Source organism: Coleofasciculus sp. B1-GNL1-01, from assembly GCF_040220235.1.
In the GTDB taxonomy this organism is placed as follows: Bacteria; Cyanobacteriota; Cyanobacteriia; order Cyanobacteriales; family Coleofasciculaceae; genus Coleofasciculus.
This window is the reverse complement of record NZ_JAVJTO010000096.1, coordinates 1-20,809: the sequence shown is the minus strand read 5'-3', so window position 1 is coordinate 20,809 and position 20,809 is coordinate 1. Positions and strand designations below refer to the sequence as shown.

Below are 20,809 nucleotides of genomic sequence, written 5' to 3'. Positions count from 1 at the left end.
TTAAACAAAATCATTCCTTTAGAGTAAGCCATGCTAAAAGATATTGTCGATGTTCAACCTTTAGCAGGATATCAACTCCATCTACGATTCGATGATGGCGTTGAGGGCATAGTTGATATTAGTCAAATCATAGAATTTACAGGTATATTTACTCCCTTAAAAAATCCAGACTATTTTGCTAAAGTCCGAGTCAATCATGATTTAGGCACGATCCAATGGGAGAATGAAGCCGATCTCGATCCCGTTGTCCTGTACGCAAGGATTACAGGTCAAGAACCCAGCCATTTATTAAATGCAACAGTCAATGCTGTCAAGGTTCAGGGAGTAGTGATGCAAATTCAGCCTGCAAACAAGACTGAATTAATCGGACAAATTACACTATTTGGAGCCGTCAACAATCAAATCTGTAAAATTCAGACCGAATTAAGCGGACGTGATTATATTTTGGCGATTAAAGCGTATCAAGAACGCATTCCGATATTCTGTACAGGTAATTTAATACAAGTAAATGATGTTTGTATTCTCCAAGATTCTTGTAACTTTACCCTAGATGCAACATGGCAAAACTAAAGGAAATAACAGGGTATCAGGGGAGCGTGTCCCGACGAAGGGTAATTTAGATGTCAAAAACGTGCGATCGCGCTTTCAACACCTCCATTAATTCCGTAGGGATATCGCGGCTATTCTAGGGATAGGCTGTAAGATTAGCGAGTCATCGCAGTAATCCAGGGTTTTGAACATGAGTACCATTAAACCTTCTTTTGATCGCGCCTATCAGGATTTCCTCCGGGACATTAAAATTCAGGTTGTTCAAAGTCGGATTGAGGCGGCGCGGGCAGTTAATCGATCGCTGATTCGCTTGTATTGGTCTTTGGGGCAGTTGATTGTAGAGCGGCAGGAGGCGTTAGGATGGGGCAAGGCAGTCGTAGAACGGCTATTGGCTGACCTCAAGGCTGAATTTCCTCAAATAACTGGATTTTCACCGCGCAATTTGTGGTTAATCAAGCAGTTTTATGAAGCCTATGCTGAAGCACCTGAATTTCTGAAACAGCTTGTTGCAGAAATTCCTTGGGGTCATAATATTTTGATTATGCAGCGCATTAAATATCAAGGCTTATTGCCAACCGATGAGGATTGGCAGCGATTGTTAGATTCAGCGTTGCTTGAGGAGGATGATAATTGATAAATTATGACACCAATAATTGGGAAAGGCTACTCAATTGCTAGGTTTGTTGCTAGTTTATACGAAAAGGTCAAAGCCTATCAAGATTCTAGGAATGACTCTTAATTTTAGGCTCGAAGTTTATGAGGGTGTTGCTTATTGTGAGAGGAAAGTTACGGTTGAATGGGGCGTACATTGGTGTGAAAAAAGGGCGCACGTCGGTGCGCCCCTACAGTTTAATCCTAATTCATAAAATTGGGTGTGCCACGTAGGGTGGGTTAGGCGGGAATTTAATCAGCACGAATGACTGTTTAATAACTATCTCGCCGTAACCCACCAACAAGCTATACACTCATGACTGACTTATAAGCAACTTCTGACTCAATCCCCTTGAAGTCATGATTAAGCAGATTATGATGTGATTAGTTTCATTCACGGATTAGTCATGTCGCGATCGCGAATAATTTCCCCCCAGTATATCGAACGGGTCAAGCGAGTGGTTAAGCGTAATAGTTTTTGGAGCCAGAGAGACTTAGCCGAGGAGAGGGCTATGATGGAGACTGAAAACGACATCAGGGATTTCCTTACCGTAGAAGATAGGAATGACGAACGCTGGTAACGAATATATTATCCGTACTGAACGGGGATTAACGATCGCGGGTACCCGGATCACTCTCTATGACGTGATCGATTATCTCAAAGCCGACTATCCACACAAGTACATTCGCGATGTCTTCAATTTGACTGATGAGCAGATGAATGGAGTTCTTGCCTATATTGAAGCCCATCAAGTAGAGGTAGAGGCAGAGTATCAAGACGTTTTGCAAATGGCAGAAGAAATTCGACAGTATTGGGAAGAACGCAACCGCGATCGCTTGGCTCGGATTGCGGCTGCTCCTCCCCGTGCTGGCTACGAAGCCGTTCGAGTCAAACTGATAGAAAACAGAAGGCAACGGGAAGCCAACAAGAAATGATTATTTTGTAAGCCATAACTTATGGATTGTCAAAATCTAGTTTTTTCACGTCATGCTATCCAACAGATGTTTCTACGCCGAATTAGTAAAGCTGATGTACAAACTGTTGTTGCTTATGGGGAAGTGATCGAATAAAATCTATATGATAAGCCGTTTCCTAGTTATCTGTTATTAGATTTTGTCGAAGGTCAACCCATTCATGTTGTATTTTCATAATGAATCTATGGATACAGGATATGTGGTGACGGCTTATCGCCCCGATCCCAATTTGTGGACAAATAATTTTAGAACTCGGAGATAAAAGCATGAGGTGTGTAATCTGTCAGCATGGCGAAACACAAGCTGGTTTAGTGACTGTGACTCTCGAACGAGACGAAAGTATTGTGATTATCAAACGGGTACCAGCAGAGGTTTGTGATAATTGTGGTGAGTATTATCTGAGTGATTTGATTACCGAGCAGGTACTTCAACGGGCGGAGATGGCTGTGAATAATGGAGCTGAGGTAGAAATTATCCGCTATGCGGCATAAAGGACTACGGGACTTATCGCTCTATTGTCACTCTGGGAAACGAAATGCCAAACCTGATTGCTGAAAGCCATGGCGCGTCTCTACAATCAATGGCGCTGAAAGTCCTAATCGATGTGTCTACTGCTAGGGGAACTTCAGTTTAACGCAGCGATTAGGGTTGAGGGTGTAAGTCAGTCACGAACTCAGTTATCAAGTCAAGCATTGCTCAGTTTCGACCTCAATAAGCGGTTTTAGAGGATGAGACTGTAGAGTTAGGAAAAACACCATGCAAGGTGAAGCACATCAAATTATCCACACTGGTGAACCACTCATTGCTGTACCAACTCATGTCGAGCCAAATCTACCGCTACAGGTTCCAGTAGGCAGTGTACCTGAAACCATCTTCGCGATCGCTGTCCTAATTCGCTCCATCGCCCTACTGATTAAAGTTATTGGGCAACAGAAGGAACGCAAGTAAGACTACTGTTTATTGCCTTGGGTTTCATTGGTAACTAAACTAGAAACCATTAGCGCCCCTACAATTCTAATCCACCAATAAGCTATACACTCATGACTGACTTATAACCGACTTCTGACTCAGTTCCCTTGAGGTCATGATCAAGCAGATTATGATGTGATTAGCTTCATTCAAGGATTAGTCATGTCGCGATCGCTAAGAATTTCCCCCCAGTATATCGAACGGGTCAAACGAGCAGTTAAGCATAATGGTTTTTTCCGCCAGAGAGACCTAGCCGAGGAGTTACAGCTTGCTTTGTCCACAGTGAGTAGTTTCCTCAATGGTAGACGTGTTGATTATGCGACGTTTTATGAAATTTGCGAAAGATTGGGATTAGAGTTGAAGGAAATCGCTGATCTTGAAGACGAACGCAGCGATCGCGCATTTTCAGCAGAGGCGTTGGAATTGGCTACGGTTGATTGTTCTGGGGAGGAAACAGGAACAGCCGTCTCTGAGTATATGGAGCGACCTCCTATCGAATCTCGCTGCAATGAGACAATCTTGCAACCGGGTTCCCTGCTGCGGATCAAAGCACCGAAGCGAATGGGCAAAACCTGGCTGATTGATAGGATTCTGGCTCAAGCAACTAAACAAAAGTATCGAACTGTGAATTTAAGTTTACTGCTAGCCGATGGGTCGGTCTTAAGCAGTCTGGATAAATTCCTGCGCTGGTTCTGTGGTGTCGTGGGGCGCGAGTTGAGACTACGAGATCAATTGACTGATTATTGGGTAGACGAGTTAGGTAGCAGCCAGAGCTGTACAATTTATTTTGAGGAATATTTGCTCAGTCAATTAGAGCATCCCTTGGTCTTAGCGTTAGATGACGTGGATCGTATTTTTCCTTATTCTGCAATTGCTGGGAACTTTTTGGCGATGCTGCGAGCTTGGTATGAGAAAGGAAAGAGAAGTAAGCTTTGGAAAAAACTGCGGTTGGTTGTTGCCCATTCCACGGAAGTGTATATTGAGCTAAATATTCATCAGTCGCCGTTTAATGTTGGTGAGTCCATAGAATTACCGGAGTTTAACCGGGAACAAGTACAGGATTTGGCACAGCGACAAGGATTGGATTGGCAGGGTTCACAAGTGGATCAGCTAATGTCGTTGGTGGGAGGACATCCTTATCTCGTACAGAGGGCAATCTATCACCTGACTCGCTCCGAAATCACCCTGGAGGAACTGCTGCAAAAGGCTTGTACGGAAGCGGGAATTTACGCTAATCATTTGCGGGGACATTTGGGCAATTTGCAGGAGCATCCAGAACTGGCAATGGCAATGAAAATAGTAGTCGAGTCAACACATCCGGTGCAATTAGAATCCATGCTAGCTTTTCAATTACAAAGTTTGGGTCTGGTGCAGTTAGAGGGAAATGAGGTCAAACCTCGCTATCATTTGTATAGTAATTATTTGCGCGATCGCCTAGGGAATTAAGCGTTGAAAATGAGTACAGTGCAAGGTTCAACCTACCGATATCAAGTTGGCGGAAGCTTGGAAGCGGACGCACCAAGTTATGTCACGCGACAGGCAGATCAAAACCTGTATCAAGGGCTGAAGGCTGGAAACTTTTGCTATGTGCTGAACTCGCGACAGATGGGGAAGTCCAGCTTGCGATTGCAAACGATGCAACGGCTGGAAGCTGAGGGTATTCGCTGTGCTGCTCTCGATTTGACACTGATTGGTAGTGACAAGAATACCCTAGCCAGTTGGTATATGGGATTGTTCTACGATTTAGTCAGCGAGTTCGATTTATCGGGAAAAGTTAATCGCAGAACTTGGTGGCAAGAGCGTAATTGTCTATCACCTGTGCAGCGTTTTCGAGAGTTTATTGAGGAAGTGCTGCTGGTCGAGATAGCGGAAAATATTGTAATTTTCATCGATGAAATTGATCATGTTCTCAGTTTAAATTTCTTGACCGATGATTTTTTTGCCCTGATCCGAGCATTCTACAACCAACGGGTAGATAAGCCTGCTTATAAACGCTTGACTTTTGCATTACTGGGAGTGGCGACGCCTTCTGATTTTATTGAAGATAAAAAGCGCACCCCGTTTAATATTGGACGAGCCGTTGAACTCTATGGCTTTCAATTGCAGGAAGCACAACCGTTAGCCAAGGGATTAGCTGAGATTAGTCATGATCCCCAGGCGGTGTTAGCTGTGGTGTTAGATTGGACGGGGGGTCAGCCATTTCTGACTCAAAAGCTTTGCCAAATCGTTGCTACTTCGGGGTCATTTATTGCGGTTGGCAAGGAAGCAGAGGCAGTAGAGAGATTAGTGCGATCGCACTTGATCAAGAACTGGGAATCGCGGGACAATCCAGAGCATTTGCGGACAATTCGCGATCGCCTGCTGTGGAATGAACGGCGTAAGGGTCGATTGTTGGGGCTTTACCAGGAAATTTTGCAGCAGGGAGAAATTATTGCTGATGACAGCCTCGAACAAATGGAACTGCGTTTGTCTGGGTTGGTGGTGAAGCTAGAAGGCAGTTTGAGAGTTTACAACCGCCTCTATGGTTTAGTCTTTGATTGGGCTTGGAGTGCTAAAGAGTTGTCGGAGTTGCGTCCTTATGCAGAGGCGCTGAAATATTGGCTAGATTCTCATGGTCAGGATGAGTCACGGTTATTGCGTGGCAAGGCTTTACAAGATGCCAAAGCTTGGGCAGCCGACAAAAATTTAATGCCTCAAGATTATCGGTTCTTAGATGCTAGTCAAGAATTAGATCGGCAAGAAAGTCAGAAGGCTTTAGAAGCAGAAAGAGTTAGACAGGAATTAGAGAGTGTAGAAAAAGCTAATCGAGTATTATATGCGGCTCAACGAAGAGCGAATAGAAGCATTCGTATCGGTTCAATTGTGCTGTTAATATCCTTAATTGCTGCCGTAACTGCTAGTTTATATGCGGGGAGGAAAACTCACCAACTAGCGGGTGCGACAACAAAACTAAAAGATGTTAGTCAAAAAGCGCAAGTCGCTGAGGATAAATGGGAACAAGCAGAACAGGAAACTGAAAGAGCAAATAACCAATTAAAGGATGCCAAAACTCAATTAAAAGTAGTTTATAAAAGTGTTAAATTAGCTGAAGATAAACGCCAAGAAGCTGAACGGAAGGCTCAAAAGTCTAGCCAACACTTAACAGCGGTTGAAACTCAACTTAAAGAAGTTAATCAAAAAGTTCAATTGACTAAGGAAGAACGCCAAGAAGCTGAAAGGAAAGCTCAAGAAGCCAATCAACAATTAACCACGGCAAGGAAAACCTTAAAAAATGTAACTCAGCAGGCACAGCAAAAAGCGATTGAACTGGACAGAGCCGAGCAGCAAGTTCAACTAGCAACTCAGAGAGCCGAGGTTGCTGAAACAGAAGCATTCAATGCTCGCTCTAAGCTTTTGGTTGAGGAATTAATACAGAAAGCTGTTGACAAAAGAGAGTTCAAAGAGATAGAAGCCCTGCTATTGATAATGCAGGCTGGACAAAAGGTCAAGAAATTTGCCGAACATGGTACTCCTGATTCTAGCACTAGCAAGCTAGTAGCTAGAACTTCGTTGCACTTACAGGTCATTTTGGATAGTATTCACGAGCAGAATCAATTGAAGGGTCATCAAGGTAGGGTAATGAGTGTAAGTTTTAGTCCTGATGGAGAGTATCTAGCTAGTGCTGGTGAGGATGGTACTGTGCGGATTTGGAACTTAGCTGGACAGCAACAAACTCAATGGCAAGCGCATTCTGGTGGTGTGAGTAGTGTGCAATTTATAACTGCTGCAAAACATCTAGCTAGTGCGGGTGAGGATGGTACTGTGCGGATTTGGAACTTAGCTGGACAGCAACAAACTCAATGGCAAGTTAATTCCGGTGGCGTTACCAGTTTTAGTGTTAGCCCAAATGGACAACTTTTTGCGACGAGTGGCAAGGATGGTACAGTTAAGATTTGGAACTTGATAGGGCAACTTAAAGCTCAATGGCAAGTTTCTCAAAATGCGGTAACAACTGTAAATTTTAGTCCGGATGGAGAGTTGATTGCCACGGGTGGAGAGGATGGCATTTTTCAACTCTGGACACTAGAAGGACAACAGAAAGTGGAAGCAAGGGGTAGCAGTAGTATCCTTACAAGTATCATTTTTAGCGCTGACGGAAAGCAGATTGCTATGGCAGGTAAGAATAGCCAAGTCCGAATTTGGAATGTAGCAGAACAGAAGGTAGAAGACTTTGATAGCCGTCAATCTGGAATAAATCACCTTAGCTTTGACCCTTCTCGCCCTATTCTTACCACTGCTGGTGAGGATGGTACAGTATGGCTCTGGGAAACTACTCAATCTAGCCGATTTCCTCTTGGATTATTTGGTCATGAAGGCAAGGTGTATAGTTCAAGTTTTAGTCCGGATGGACAGAGACTCGCTACCGCCGGAGAAGATGGTGTAGTCAGACTATGGCAGTTATCTAAGCCGTCGTTTAAACAACTATTAGGAGAAAAAACTCCAGATCTGGACGACTTAGATGCATTGCTAAATCAAGGATGCGACTGGTTAGAAAATTACCTAGTTACTCATCCTCAAATTAGAAAAGAATTCAATATCTGCTTGGATAGATAGTTTTTTATCTCTCAATATATTAAAGGCTTAAGCTTTGTCAATTATCAAGGATAATCATTCTTGTACATAATGTTCAATAACTCTGATGGTGCTGCTTGTAAAAAAACGTCTATTGGAATACCAGAACCAGCATTCAAGTGAATTCCAACTAGATCACCTTTATCATCCAATACTGGTCCACCTCTCATCGGTCTTGTGGTAACGTTAGTATAATCTAGACGCGCTCTATGGCTAGAAATTGCCGTATCAGCAGGAATTGCCGTATCAGTAAGTTGTCCCTCAGCTAGCTGATATATTTGTGTTTCGTCTAAATATAAGTCACCACTAATATACACAGCATTTCCTCCAGTCAAGCGACTAGTATCACCAATTGCCGCAACTTGATAGATTCTTTCACTCTTAAACTCTAAAATAGCTAAATCAGAGTTAGATAGTCTTTCAATAGATATGACAGGATAGTTTTTTTTATCAGGAGTAAAAATTTCATAGTCAGCTATATTGTTGACCACTTGTTCACTGGTCAGCACATAATAAGTGTCTCCTTGTTGAGCAATGATTGCTCCAGAACCAACAATAACTGTTCTATTTTCATTTTCCAGCACACTTTTATAACTGACAATGATAACTGTGAAGCTTGTAGCTAGTTTTTGCACATCAGGTCTATTAGATTCATCTTGGCAGGGTCTAGATAAAGAATAGTTACATGAAATAGAGTTTATGTATTCTGAAGAATTTCTTGAATATTGGGCGAATCTGATCCACACACCAACATCAATTGCAATATAGTGGTTTCCTGATTGTTGAATGTGATCTTCATAAAAGATCAATGGAGAAGTTGAACTGCCAGTATTTATATTAGCCAATTGCGAAATCACCTCCTGAGGATCTTCTCCGGGTCTTAGGGTTACTAAAACTCTTTCAGCAGGACATTGAACAACCCTATCAGAGATACTACGAGAAGCGCATAGTGCAGGAAAACCCTTATATCTACCAGAAGAAATATAGTTTAATACTCCACTTTGATGATTTTGTTGAAACCTGTGGGAAACTTCTTCACAGCGCCGTTGAGGAGGATAGCCATAATTAGAAAAATAACTGCTACTCCAGATAATCAAGACTACTTCTCCCCGTGTCGCATGCCGAGCGATTGTTGCTGGCTGACCATTATGACTACCACAGTAGAACGTTGTAGGCGCTCGCTCTTGGGCATGACTAGACAAATTCATCGATGTAGTAACACCCAGAGTCACGGCGACAGTACCTAATAATAACGACCAAATTTTCATAGTTACTCCGCTCAAAATACTGCCAAATACTTGATTGACCCAAAAAATAAAATCGCAATTAGATTTTGCTGAACCATTATTGGCAAGCTAATCAGATCATATCCTTATTTCTTAGGCTATATACATAATTCAGTTACAATTCAGTTATAAGTCAGTAACCGGTATAGGTATTTCGGTAGTTCGTAGAATTACGAATACAACATATCAGTTAAAGTTATCACACCCTTCAGTTCAATTTAACCAATTGAGTGCCACACTTAAAACAGAACTTAGAATTACTAGGATTCTTCGTCCCACAATTCGTACAGAAAACATGGGCTTGCGGCGTTACACTCTTCGCCTCAATCTGAGTTGGCGCATTCCCCCCATCACTCCGAGGCTGCTGCACAACCCCTGGCGACACAGACTGACTCTCTACCTTCAATTTATACCGCTCAATCACATCCAACAAAATCCGCGCCTCTCGCTTATAATCAGGACTATCTTTTCCCCCCTGCTTATCCAACTCCAACGCCCGTTGTTCCAAATACTGTGTCAATTGCCCAAAAATGGCTTGCTTTTGTCTGGGCGTTTCTGCTGCATTCAGCTTCTGCATCACTTGACGCTGAATCTCTTCCCTATCTGGGCGACAAGCTAACACCTCCAACACCTGAGACGCTTCTTCCCAACTAGAAGCAATATCTACCGATTCTGCACCAATTGCCGTTTGCCGAGTATAGCGAATCACCGTTTCCTTTGTCGTGCGATTTTCCTCTTGACGCAATACCCCCAGCGCCCGTGCTTGAACCACTAAACTAAAAATAGCCGGATCTTCAGGAAACACATCCCAAAACGGCGGTTCTTTTTGCAGATGTACGGGAATCGGTAAATCGCGACTTTCTCCCCGTAACTGCGCCCGTTTCGCCACAATACTTTCCCCTTTCCAATCTTGATAGGATTGGCGTAATTCTTTCATCCCATCAATACAACGTAGGGAAAATCCGCCTGTTTCTTGGACAAATACCAGGCGATGTCGTTCTAAATCTCCCAAGGGTTTCATCGATTCCTCATTTCCCAGAAATTCTTCTAATTTAGGGATAATTTTCTGTGCGGCTGGATCACTGGTATTCCGCCCACCCAATAGCGCTACATTCGTATTCGTTGCGGGGGTAAATCCAGCATCTTTCCCGGTTAACACCGATCGCGCAAGCAGAATTAACGGTTTAGACTTGTTATAAGCAATGCGTAAATTATTCACAATCTCCGCATCATCATTAAATACCTTGAACAGGCGATCGCACGCGGCTAAGTCTTGCTGCAATTTACTACTCTGCGGGGCTTTCGCCACCACCGCCTGACTGCGATCCAAAATAATCTGCCGCAAATCCTCATCTTGCACATCCGGGATTTCGGTAATATCAAATAACCGCATTACCTCATCTGCCATCCGGGTTTCTTTCCACAAGGGACTGGCTAAATTCAGCACTTCTTCTGATACCGTACTACATACCCCATTCATGCCTATCTCATAAGCCGTTTGACTCCCCTCCGACGCCCCTGCCAACTGCTCAATTAAATCCTGATATAATCCATTCAGTTCCTGTCGGTCATACAACTTAATCCCATTAATCACTAAAGCATCCGCACTCTCCGCCTGCCGATTCGCTTTTTCCTGATACAAATCCCGTGCCTGAATCAGCTTTTGCTTCCATCGGTTGAATCGCCGCTCTAATACCGTTAAATGTTCTTGTAACCGACTAATTACCTCCAATCCGAGACCCCGTGCCTTCCGCTGAATCGTTGCCGTTAAACAGCCTTCTAACCCGATCAGGGCTGATTCACAATACTCCTCCATTTTGGCTTGTTTGGTCACACCAAACTTATCCTTAAATTCAGTAATATCTTGCAGCGCCGCTTCATATTGTCGCTGGCGTTCCGATTCCTTCGGTGACCAAATTTTATCCTGTTCCCGGCGAAACTTATCACTGGCATCCTCAAAAATCTGTCGCACCGTTGCTAAGAAAGCATCGGCAAATTTAGGTCCTTGACGGCGGTTCTCTAGAATCTGATAAAACTCATCCTCTAAGGCTTTCCGCCCCCGTTTAATCAATTGATCTCGGTTATCGTACATCTTTTTCAGGAAGTCCCCATGTAACCGTTCATCGGGACTAATTTCGCGAAAATGATCGGTGCGATAATTATCAACCTTTGGCTTGAGATACCCATCGACAAATCGCAGAATCTTCCCCTTTTCCGACGCCAACATCTTCACCCCTTGCTGGGTGCATTGCAGCCAGTTATCGGTGGCAATTTCATTACGAATACTATTGACCCATTCAGAAATGACGGCTAAATAAGACCGATCTGCCGCCGCTGATAAATCAGCAATTAATTCCGCCTCAGTTAACCGCATCCGCTTCAGGATATCCCCTCGCACCAATTCCAACAATTGCGGCGGTAATTGCACCGACTCATTCAACCACCACCCAATTAAATCCTTTGCCAAACGATTCGATAAAGATGTTCTAATTTGAGCGATAGGAATTTCTATCGTAGACAAACCAAAACTCATAAAGTTCTTGGGATACCCTCGTCCCCCCGGATCAGCCTGCGCCCAAGCCCCCTTAATATTGTCGCGAATTGAGCGTTTATGGGGGGCAAAATCTGAGGTTAAATCTAGGAAAATGTTCTGAGCAATCATTTCCCGCAATTGATCCAGTTTAAAGTCACTTTCGCCGTTTTTAGTGCCGACTAAATAGGTGAAATCAAAGGGAGGGCGTTGACTGCGGATTTCATCGGTTAAACTATTACTAAATTGGGCAACATATTCGGTGCGGTAGTCGGAGAAATAACTTAATTCCATTAAAGCCGCATAGCCATTTGCCAAAACGCGATCGCCTACACTAATTCCCACAAACGCATTCGGCATGGGGACAATGGCGGTAATGAGGGGACTGCCTTCTCCCTCTAACCACTTGCGAATACTATAGCCCATATCGATGAGCATTCCACTGCCCGTTCCCCCGGATAAAGACCCCGTGATGAAGACATTAATCGCATTGGTACTCACTTTTATTCCATAGCGATCTAACATAAAATTTTCCCGCCCTTTCACCCGTTGACAGGCGGCGATAAATTTATCCCGAATCTCGTGATAGTTACACCATAAAGCAAATCGCCCACAGGCACGAATTTGTCCGGCACCGGCTTCTAATGAGGTGATGTTGCGTTCTAATTCTCTAGGAAACCAGCGATTAATCCAGGGATAGTTTTCCATATTAGACACCATATCCCGGACTTGTTTACCACTGACACTTGCCCAGTGTTTTTCGTTATCTTTTAAAGGGGAACCAGCGGCGTCGGGGTTGTTGATTTTATAGTCTTTATCGGTGTCAATAACCAGGAAGCTGAGGATGGGGAAGTTGGTTAAGTTGCCGTAGGTTTCTGCAACTAAGCGTCGGACTCGGGAGACGATTTCGGCACCGGTGCCACCAATCCCAATGAGGATAGTGGGAACCATGCTTTTTTCTTCGACTTGAGTTGCCATGGTGGTTTCTTTGGTGAATGAACGAGAATTGGTAGGGGTTGTCGCTTTTTGTCTGAAGCCTTATGTGTCGAGTCTATAGGCAGGCATATTTTCCCATAATGAAAAGTATACCATAGAAAAACACTGATTCCACAGATTTACAGCAATCATTGAGCTGGGGCTTTGGCAGGTTAGTCGCACTGATTTCACAGATTGATAGAGGTGTGAGACTCTAATGAAAAGAGGATTGGATTGAGTAATATAGCAGTTCCAAATGAAACGTGAAAATATTACCCCTCCCAAACCCTCCCCTTAGCAAGGGGAGGGCAGGGGTGGGGTTCACAACTCAAATGAAAACGCTATAGATGAAACAATTAACATAGTGAAATAAATGGTAATCCTTTAGCTAAATGCCAAACAATTAAAAGGGTGGCGACTGTCCAGAAGAAGGCATTGCCTAACGCTAATTGACCCGCGAGATTCATGGGCAGTTTTAGCCATCCTTGGAAAATCCAGCGATCTAAGGGGAGGATGAGTAACCACATCAGAGAAATCCAAGCCGCACCCAGCCAAAAAATAACCCAGCGTCGATTACTGTTAAAATTCCTAAAGAATTGATTCGTGAAAACAGTTTCTAAATTGGTGACTTGACCAGAGTGATAGATCCCACCTGTAGTAGCAGCCGCGTTGCGTAAATCAGGCGCGTCTCCACCCACGACAACAGCGTTAATCTTCACCCGACGGGCGGCGGCGGCTTGAATCACCTCAGCATCAACGTCAGCTTCCCCATCGGTGACTAAGAGTAATTCCCGGCAATGATCCTGAATTGGACTTAAGGCGTCTGTTCCTTCCTGAATCGCTAAATTCAAATCCGTTGTACCCGGTACAATTCGCTGAATCAGGTTAGGATTTTGCAACGCCTGGTTCAATTCAGCACTTACCTGTTGACTATCGGTTTGAAAGGAATCGGTCAGGGGTAAAACAACTCCCGCAAAACCAAAGACCTGAATTTGATTAGGAACTCTTAACAGTTGAGCATTTTGGTCAAGATAAGACTCAACAGCGATAACTTCCTGATACATCACCGTACCCGGTTGGTTAAACTGGGAGGGTTCAGAGAAGGTACTGCTACTTAAATCTAACGCGATCGCGACGGCTACCGATGGTCTACCCAGTCCGAGTAAGGCAAACAATACAGCCGCGACTAAACATATACCCAAACAGATTAAGGGGATTTGGAATAGGGGATACAACCAAAGACGGCGACGATAACGAAGCACCAGAAATCCTATAGAATTTTAAATCAGTGTTTTATCCTGTATTATAAGGCTTCCCTGGTTTGGGCAATTTGTACAATCGGGTAGAAACGTTCCGGCGGAAGGTTTCATTCTCCGTTGAGGAAAGGGCAATCCGAGTCAATTGAGTGGATGGGTGGTGTTCATTCGTGCAAGCGGGTTGCCCAAACCAGGGGAATTATAGGTGTTGATTATTTATATGGATGCGAGGTATAAGCATGAGCGTTACCATTCCTGATGAAATCGTTAAAGCCTCACGACTCTCAGAAGCCGAGTTGATTCAAGAAATTGTGCTAATGCTTTTCCAGCAGAAAAAAATCAGCATCGGCAAAGCCAGTCGGTTACTGGGGATGAATCTAATCCAGTTCCAGCATTTGATTGCCAGTCGGGATATCTGTGTTCATTACGATGTTGCGGATTTCAAAGAAGATCTTAAAACAATTAATACTTTGTATCCACAATGATTGTCGTTAGCAACACTTCACCTATCAGTAACTTAGCCGTTCTGGGGAATCTCCCTCTACTGCAACAGGTTTACCACACTATAATTATTCCCACTGCTGTTGCCGATGAAATCGCTCAGGTGGCGACAATTTACACCCAAGCCGCAACTGTCCCTACACTTGATTGGATTCAAATCCAGAATCTTACCAATAATGATAATGAGCTGATCGAGTCCCTGCGTGAAGAACTGGACGCTGGCGAAGCTGAAGCCATTGCCCTGGCGCTTGAACTCAATGCTGATTTGCTCCTGATTGATGAACAATTGGGTAGAACCGTTGCGTCCAGATATGGACTGAAAGTCAAGGGACTTTTAGGAGTTTTGGTTACAGCTAAACGTCTGGGGATGATTTCGGCGGTTAAGCCTGTGATGGATGATTTGATTGTGCAGGCAAGATTTAGAGTCAGTCAGCAGCTTTACACAGATGTTCTGCAAGCGGCTGGCGAGTAGAGACATGATCTAATACAGTGAATGCAACTTGGTATAAAAGCGACGTAGAGGGGATATTCTGGATCAGCTTTGCCTCTGAATAATTACAGCACAGAGAGATATAGACTGGACATAATCTCATTTTGTCACCTCAGACATTGCAGAAAGTAAGGCTCTCAGGGCATGATTAACGGCTTCCGATGTCTTAAAAACCTTAGCCACATCTGGAGCCAGGGTAACTGTTACAGGAGAGTCATCAGTTTGAGTGACAAAACGATTCGGGCTAGCTTTGCTATAGTCAAAGTCATATTCTGGAAGCATCTCGTCACCTATATTATTGTTAGGAAATTTAGAAGCTTGTGAATTTTTCATAATCCTTGCCTTCCTTGTAGGGGCGACCCGCTTCCCATTGGTGTCAACTTAAGCTCAACCCCTCTCCCCCAGCCCCTCTCCCACGCCGGGGAGAGGGGAGTAAGAGAATCTGGTTCCCCTTCTCCCCACGGTGGGAGAAGGGGTTAGGGGATGAGGGGGAAATTTTGAGCAGTAAATAGACATAGCTGAAAACCTTGCCAGCATTGGTTTTTGACCTTAAGTTGACACGGATGCCCGCTTCCATAAATGAACAACTCTAGTCCACTCAATCGGATCGGGTCGCCCTCTCCTCAAATCTTTGGGTTAGAATGTATTTCTCATATTCTGGAAGCCTATCGTTATCTGTGTTGTTAGGGAATTCAGAATGACGAGAAAATTAATATCTATATTACTGTACCGGATCAAACTGATACCGCGAACCCGTCGGACCCGCAGAACCAGGAACGGCTTTAACCAGAGGGATTTGATTAAACAGATTAAAGTCTTGTGCTGTCCCAGAAATGGGAATCCCTTGATTAAGCTGCTGGTACACTCCGGTGCGAGTGGGGTTCTGACTCAACGCTGTCGTTAAGGCGTCTGTTGCATCATAAGCTGTGGTGGTACGCCAGCTAATTCTACCTCGCCAAATCTGGGCGGCTTCTTGGGCAAAAGCATTGTCGGGTTGCCAACTCCAAGGAACAGCCAGTACCATTCCCGCGATCGCATCACCCCCTTGAATTAAAATGGTTGGGTTATAAAGTTCATCTCCCCCAATTAAACCTAACGGGTTTTCAGCTTGAGCAGCATTTGCCTGAGCGAGTGCGATCGCGGTATCTACTTTATTCTTACTCAATGCCAGAAATGCCATTGTTGCACCCGCTTGAGTAGCACTCTGAATTTCCCCGGCGGGGTCAATATTCGGATTAGCAGTAATATCAACCGTTTTCACCACCTTACCTTTACCTTGAGACAAGGCGGCGGTAAACTGAGCGTTTAGAGCTTGGCTATAGGGACTGTCAGAATTGTAAAATACCACCACCGATGCCGGAGAGGATTGTTGGGCGGCATAATTTGCCAAGGTTTCACCCACTTGTTGTAAATAGGTGGTGAGTAATTCCTGGTCTTGTTGAGCCAGAGAAATAGTTTTTAAGATAGACTGACCTGTCGGGTCAGGTGTCACATTGGTACTCACGGGTGAAATTACGGCTAACCCAGCTTTTTCATATTGTGCGATCGCTTGTCGGGTTCCGGCATCAACCCCATGTCCAATCACGCCTAAGACAGTGGGGAATTGAATTAAATCCTCTGCCAAAGACGCAGTTTTACCTGTGCCATCATCATTGACAATTATCACCTCCAGTAAGCGATTGGCTGGTGTTGGAGAGGCGTTAAATTCCGCCTGTGCCGATGCGACACCCCTCAACACTTCTTTGGCTTCATTCTCACTCGGCGTAATCGGAACTACAACCGCGATTGCCAATGGATTACCGATTTGCCTAGCTTTGGCATTATTGAAATAGAGTTTACTTTCTGGATCATTGGGGTCAGAAGTCGTCGCTTGTTGATATTGTGCGATCGCCTGATCCCAATCTTGTTGAGCAAATGCAGCCGCGCCAGCTTGTTTGGCAGATGTTGTATCCAGTAATATCTTTTCACCCTGACTCATCAGTGAAGCATTACTTGGACTGGCGGTATCACTGAGTAAAGCGGTAGAGTTCTGGGGTGAGGGTGACGTCGGTGTTGGCGTTTCATTATCGGTGACAGGTTGCGTCTGATTGTCCCTTGTCGCCAGATACCAACTCACACCACCACCCAACAGAACTAAGAGTGCGATCGCCACTAGAATCGGTAGGGAAAATCGTGGTATTTTAACACCCTTACCCGACATGACCGTTTTTTTCTGCATCGCCTCTCTGGGCAAGCCACAGATTGAGCAATCTGGACCATAATTGTCGTGGGGAGCATGGGAACCTGTACCAACATAAGACTGATCATTATTTTTCGGTTCACCATCGCAGATCCATTTCCCTTGTGAACTCACCTTGCCCACTCTCCTAGCCTTAGTCACGCTTTGTCTACTATTCTAGGATGTTTCCAATATCCAATTTTTGATAACGAGGGTTGGCTGCACAAACGCTCAACCGTTACCAATAAAGGTTCAGAGTAGGATTAAAGATAATCACGTCACGGCGCGGGTGGGAAATCCTGGGCAGGTATATCTTGGTAAGGAGATGGGGGTGAAGCCTCTGGAGAGTCGTGTAGCAGGTTGGAAACGAGGCTATAACTCAGATAGGCAGGAGTTGCGATCGCAATCAGCACGGCGACTAGACCCAACCAACTTCGGGCAGTCCATGACGACCCATAATAACAACGGTAGGGATCAAACGGTAGCTGTTGGGGATCAATGATATTCCGTAACGCAATCAGTCGCTTAAATCGAACGCGCCGATCATCGAGTTTTTCTAATAAGATCCAACCCGCCAAGGCTTCTTCTTCACACAGTTGTTGAAACACAGCCGGTTTATGAAATAAGTCCCGGTGCGATCGCACAATTTTGAATTCCCAGCCAACCAGTTGCGGGTCTACTGAAGGTTGTTCTGGATGACTCATACGGTCAATCGTGCCGTTCGCTTGTCGCTGCTGTAATAACGCTGAGTCTTCTTTTGCCTCAAAACCCATCACAATCTCCTCTTCCTCCTCCTGATAATGATGACTCCCGATCATCTGTCGCCAGCGCAGCCATGTACTGACAACTACTGATTGCCAACCCAGATTGCCGACTAACACGCTGAAAATGGTTACTTCAAGCATTTTTTAGTCATTCGTCATTCGTCATTCGTCATTTGTCATTCGTCATTTGTTATACTCGCTTCTCTCCAAGCCAGCACTGAGTCAGGGCGGGTTTAGCGGCATTCGGGTGGCAAGAAACGATAATCGTGAAACCCGTTCTTACAACCGGTAAAACTTAAACCTCTTTTTCGGTTATTCATAATTCATAATTCATAATTTATAAATTCATGACACATAGCCTTCCACAACATAATCTGATCCAAGCTGACGCCAACTGACTTGTTCAAGCGTCAGGGCGTCTGTCATCCTTGCTAGTCCTAAATCCCCAACAGGTGAGGGCGCTGTTATACCACCGACAATTTTCGGAGCAATAAATGCCAGTACTTTTTGGACTGTGCCATCCGCGATCGCTCTGGCTGCCAAAGTGCCACCACATTCCCATAACACCGTTGAAAGCTGTCGGTCGTACAGATACGCCATTGCCTTGGCGGGTGTCAGAGGCGTCATTTCAATCACTTCTACTCCCTTGTTCACTAGCTGGTGCTGTAAATCCGGATTGGCTCCGATCTCGGTCAAAACTAACGTGGGAGCATCAGCGGTTTCCCATAAACGGGCATCGATGGGCAAGTCTAGGGTGCGACTCATGACCACTCGCAATGGATTGTGAGTATCGGTATCGTGACTGGTGAGATGAGGGTTATCCAGACGCACAGTATTACCCCCGACAATAACGGCATCACAAGCCGTCCGAAGTTGATGCACATACCGCCGCGCCTCTTGACCCGTCACCCAAGCACTGTGACCACTGGCGGTGGCAATTTTGCCGTCGAGTGTCATAGCATATTTCAGCATTCCCCAGGGACGCTTATGCAGGATGCGATGAATAAAGGCTTCATTAAGCTGGCGACAAGCCTCCGTTTCCACACCCACGACAACCTCAATCCCCGCCTTTCTCAGCCGCTCAATTCCACCCCCTGCCACGAGAGGATTGGGATCAACCATACCGACGACAACCTTAGCCACTCCTGCGGCAATTAAGGCTTCTGTGCAGGGGGGTGTTCGTCCATAGTGATTACAAGGCTCTAGGTTGACATAAATTGTCGCTCCCTGAGACTTGTCACCCGCTTGACGGAGAGCAAAAATTTCTGCGTGGGGTTGACCTGCGCCTGGATGAAATCCCTCTCCCACGATCACTCCATCTCGGACAATGACAGCACCCACTAAAGGATTAGGGCTAGTTCGTCCGAGGGCACGGCGAGCAAGCTCGATGCACCGTTGCATCATCGTGTGATCAAATGGCGTCCAATGAGGAGACGCCGATGACACTGATTGAGTATCAGGTTGGGCGTCAACGGGAGAGTGTTCCATTGGTCTGCTATCTTTCTGGTTATTCTTGAGTTTAGAGTATACTCCCCCCAGATCACGGATTCGGGAATGTCTTTTCTGGCTTATCGTCGATATTCGTCGCCACAATCGCCAATGATTTGATACAAATCATAAGACTTGACTAATACGGCTTCAATCTTTTCCTTTTCCTTGGCATCGAGAGTCATGGTAAATACTCTGGCATTATCGTCTATATGTTCCGATATGCCTAACCTCGCCCCAACAATCACACCAGCTACGGCTGGCTGATCGAGGATATACCGCACGGCTACATTCGGAATACTCACATTATGGTGAGTCGCTATATCCTGGAGTACGGTGAGCAACTCTTGAAATAAACGCCAACCGCCCCACCCATCAATCATGTTCTTGTATTTTCTCAAGCTAGCCGTAGACAGTTCTGCCCAACCCGGTTCAGGTTGTCCTAAATACTTTTCTGATAACAAGCCGCCGCAGAGGGTGCCATAGGTGAAAAGTTTAATGTCATGGTCTTGACAAAACGGTTCCATGTTGACTTGAGGACGGCGGTCAATCAGGGAATACTGGACTTGATTGGAGAGGATGTTGATCCCGGCGTCGATGATAATTTTTAGGTGTTCGGTATCAAAGTTGGTTAACGCCAGATGCTTGATTTTCCCTTCGGCTTGCAGTTGTGCCATCTGCTTGAGGGCGTCCAGATAGTTGCGATCGCGGTAGTCCCACCAGTGGAATTGTAACAAGTCCAGGCAATCCATTCCCATCCGTTGGCGAGAGCGATCGATATTTTTCTCCACCCATTGTCGAGTCATCCGACCTGGGCGGGGTACCCATTTGGTAAAGGCTTGCATGTTTGCTAACGCTTCCTCACCGCGAGTCGCCACCAGTTGACGCTTAAATTCGCCAATAAAATCTTCCGCCGGTCCATAATGATCGGCGAGATCCCAGGTGGTAAAGCCAGCATCTAGATAATCAAACATACTGGGAATGGCTTTTTTGGGATCAATGCGTCCATGAGCGCCAGATACTTGCCATAAGCCATTTAGGAGGCGACAGATGTTCAAATCTGGGGTCAATTGCAATCGGCTGGATTCAGGTAAAGTCATGGTTAGGAGGGAAGTAGGTGGGGACAATTAAAGTTAACGGCTCTTATCGTCATTTGTCATTCGTCATACTCGCTGCCCTTGAGAAGCAAGCTACGTTTATGTCAGGGTTTAAGGTCTATTTGCAGAAATTAATCGTGTTGGGTTGATTTCCACCAGCCTACTTAAAAGGGTAAGCAACTGTAACCAAATACTTGCCCAAAGCTACCCATATTTTGACTTTTTGGGTAAGTTTTAATGTCGCGCCATCCGTTCTATTACGTCGCTAAGGCTATTAGCGCCCAACTCCAGTCGTTTTATCTTTAACTATTTGATAGCTGTTTCGGTCAATGTCATCGTAAACCTGCGTTTTGGCTCATCGTAAATTTTCTTTCCAGACATCCTGATTGGCCTTAAAACTCATGTATGATATGAGTCTAGCAGTCATTGAGCAGGTCGAGTCAATGCTT

At 44.9% G+C, this 20,809-nt stretch carries 19 protein-coding genes; 10 read left to right on the top strand and 9 right to left on the bottom strand.

All coding sequences use genetic code 11. The annotated features are described in order from the left end of the window. Positions 1-30: 30 nt before the first annotated feature. A complete protein-coding gene (locus RID53_RS23795) occupies positions 31-570 on the top strand; it encodes a DUF2442 domain-containing protein (RefSeq protein WP_446390461.1) in 540 nt (179 codons plus the stop codon). 169 nt (positions 571-739) lie between these two features. Beyond that, positions 740-1,183, top strand: coding sequence for a DUF1016 N-terminal domain-containing protein (locus RID53_RS23790; protein ID WP_446390460.1), 444 nt, complete (start codon positions 740-742; stop codon positions 1,181-1,183). Positions 1,184-1,594: 411 nt separating this feature from the next. On the opposite strand, the gene RID53_RS23785 is transcribed toward RID53_RS23790, so the two are convergent. Next, positions 1,595-1,735, bottom strand: coding sequence for a hypothetical protein (locus tag RID53_RS23785; protein ID WP_446390459.1), 141 nt, complete (start codon positions 1,733-1,735; stop codon positions 1,595-1,597). Positions 1,736-1,764: 29 nt separating this feature from the next. On the opposite strand from RID53_RS23785, the gene RID53_RS23780 reads away from it, so the two are divergent. The 6 genes from RID53_RS23780 to RID53_RS23755 all read left to right on the top strand — a co-directional run bounded on the left by RID53_RS23780 (position 1,765) and on the right by RID53_RS23755 (position 7,737). Continuing rightward, positions 1,765-2,136 carry a DUF433 domain-containing protein gene (locus RID53_RS23780; protein ID WP_446390458.1) on the top strand — a complete coding sequence of 124 codons (372 nt, stop codon included), beginning with the start codon at positions 1,765-1,767 and terminating at the stop codon, positions 2,134-2,136. A gap of 21 nt (positions 2,137-2,157) precedes the next feature. Next, positions 2,158-2,271, top strand: coding sequence for a DUF4258 domain-containing protein (locus RID53_RS23775; protein WP_446390457.1), 114 nt, complete (start codon positions 2,158-2,160; stop codon positions 2,269-2,271). 170 nt (positions 2,272-2,441) lie between these two features. Beyond that, positions 2,442-2,666, top strand: coding sequence for a type II toxin-antitoxin system MqsA family antitoxin (locus RID53_RS23770; RefSeq protein WP_446390456.1), 225 nt, complete (start codon positions 2,442-2,444; stop codon positions 2,664-2,666). 265 nt (positions 2,667-2,931) lie between these two features. Beyond that, complete coding sequence (locus RID53_RS23765; protein ID WP_446390455.1) at positions 2,932-3,123, top strand: hypothetical protein; 192 nt, start codon at positions 2,932-2,934, stop codon at positions 3,121-3,123. Positions 3,124-3,279: 156 nt separating this feature from the next. After that, the gene (locus RID53_RS23760) at positions 3,280-4,590 is read left to right on the top strand and encodes an AAA-like domain-containing protein (protein ID WP_446390454.1); all 1,311 of its coding nucleotides are present in this window, start codon (positions 3,280-3,282) and stop codon (positions 4,588-4,590) included. A 9-nt stretch (positions 4,591-4,599) separates the two neighbouring features. Then, positions 4,600-7,737 (top strand): AAA-like domain-containing protein, encoded by a 3,138-nt coding sequence (locus RID53_RS23755; protein ID WP_446390453.1) that lies wholly within the window; start codon positions 4,600-4,602, stop codon positions 7,735-7,737. 44 nt (positions 7,738-7,781) lie between these two features. On the opposite strand, the gene RID53_RS23750 is transcribed toward RID53_RS23755, so the two are convergent. The 3 genes from RID53_RS23750 to RID53_RS23740 all read right to left on the bottom strand — a co-directional run bounded on the left by RID53_RS23750 (position 7,782) and on the right by RID53_RS23740 (position 13,808). Next, positions 7,782-9,023 (bottom strand): COP23 domain-containing protein, encoded by a 1,242-nt coding sequence (locus RID53_RS23750; RefSeq protein WP_446390452.1) that lies wholly within the window; start codon positions 9,021-9,023, stop codon positions 7,782-7,784. A gap of 226 nt (positions 9,024-9,249) precedes the next feature. Next, positions 9,250-12,549, bottom strand: a complete 3,300-nt coding sequence (locus tag RID53_RS23745) for a tubulin-like doman-containing protein (protein ID WP_446390451.1) — start codon at positions 12,547-12,549, stop codon at positions 9,250-9,252. 353 nt (positions 12,550-12,902) lie between these two features. After that, positions 12,903-13,808, bottom strand: coding sequence for a vWA domain-containing protein (locus RID53_RS23740; RefSeq protein ID WP_446390450.1), 906 nt, complete (start codon positions 13,806-13,808; stop codon positions 12,903-12,905). Between the two features lie 233 nt (positions 13,809-14,041). Here RID53_RS23740 and RID53_RS23735 point away from each other — a divergent pair, with 233 nt between their 5' ends. Together RID53_RS23735 and RID53_RS23730 are read left to right on the top strand one after the other, a co-directional pair. Next, on the top strand, positions 14,042-14,287 hold the full coding sequence (locus RID53_RS23735; RefSeq protein ID WP_446390449.1) for a UPF0175 family protein: 246 nt from the start codon (positions 14,042-14,044) through the stop codon (positions 14,285-14,287). Next, positions 14,284-14,775 carry a DUF3368 domain-containing protein gene (locus RID53_RS23730; protein ID WP_446390448.1) on the top strand — a complete coding sequence of 164 codons (492 nt, stop codon included), beginning with the start codon at positions 14,284-14,286 and terminating at the stop codon, positions 14,773-14,775. The genes RID53_RS23735 and RID53_RS23730 overlap by 4 nt, the downstream gene beginning before the upstream one ends. A gap of 117 nt (positions 14,776-14,892) precedes the next feature. Here RID53_RS23730 and RID53_RS23725 read toward each other — a convergent pair whose 3' ends face one another. The 5 genes from RID53_RS23725 to RID53_RS23705 form a co-directional block, all read right to left on the bottom strand. Then, entirely contained in the window at positions 14,893-15,126 is a 234-nt protein-coding gene (locus RID53_RS23725) for a hypothetical protein (protein WP_446390447.1), read from the bottom strand. Between the two features lie 388 nt (positions 15,127-15,514). After that, positions 15,515-17,173: an ABC transporter substrate-binding protein gene (locus RID53_RS23720; RefSeq protein ID WP_446390446.1), complete on the bottom strand. Its 1,659-nt coding sequence runs from the start codon at positions 17,171-17,173 to the stop codon at positions 15,515-15,517. A 116-nt stretch (positions 17,174-17,289) separates the two neighbouring features. After that, complete coding sequence (locus tag RID53_RS23715; RefSeq protein ID WP_446390445.1) at positions 17,290-17,916, bottom strand: hypothetical protein; 627 nt, start codon at positions 17,914-17,916, stop codon at positions 17,290-17,292. 204 nt (positions 17,917-18,120) lie between these two features. After that, positions 18,121-19,263 carry a bifunctional diaminohydroxyphosphoribosylaminopyrimidine deaminase/5-amino-6-(5-phosphoribosylamino)uracil reductase RibD gene (gene ribD / locus RID53_RS23710; protein WP_446390444.1) on the bottom strand — a complete coding sequence of 381 codons (1,143 nt, stop codon included), beginning with the start codon at positions 19,261-19,263 and terminating at the stop codon, positions 18,121-18,123. A gap of 80 nt (positions 19,264-19,343) precedes the next feature. Beyond that, positions 19,344-20,363, bottom strand: coding sequence for an aldo/keto reductase (locus RID53_RS23705; RefSeq protein WP_446390443.1), 1,020 nt, complete (start codon positions 20,361-20,363; stop codon positions 19,344-19,346). Between the last annotated feature and the right edge of the window lie 446 nt (positions 20,364-20,809).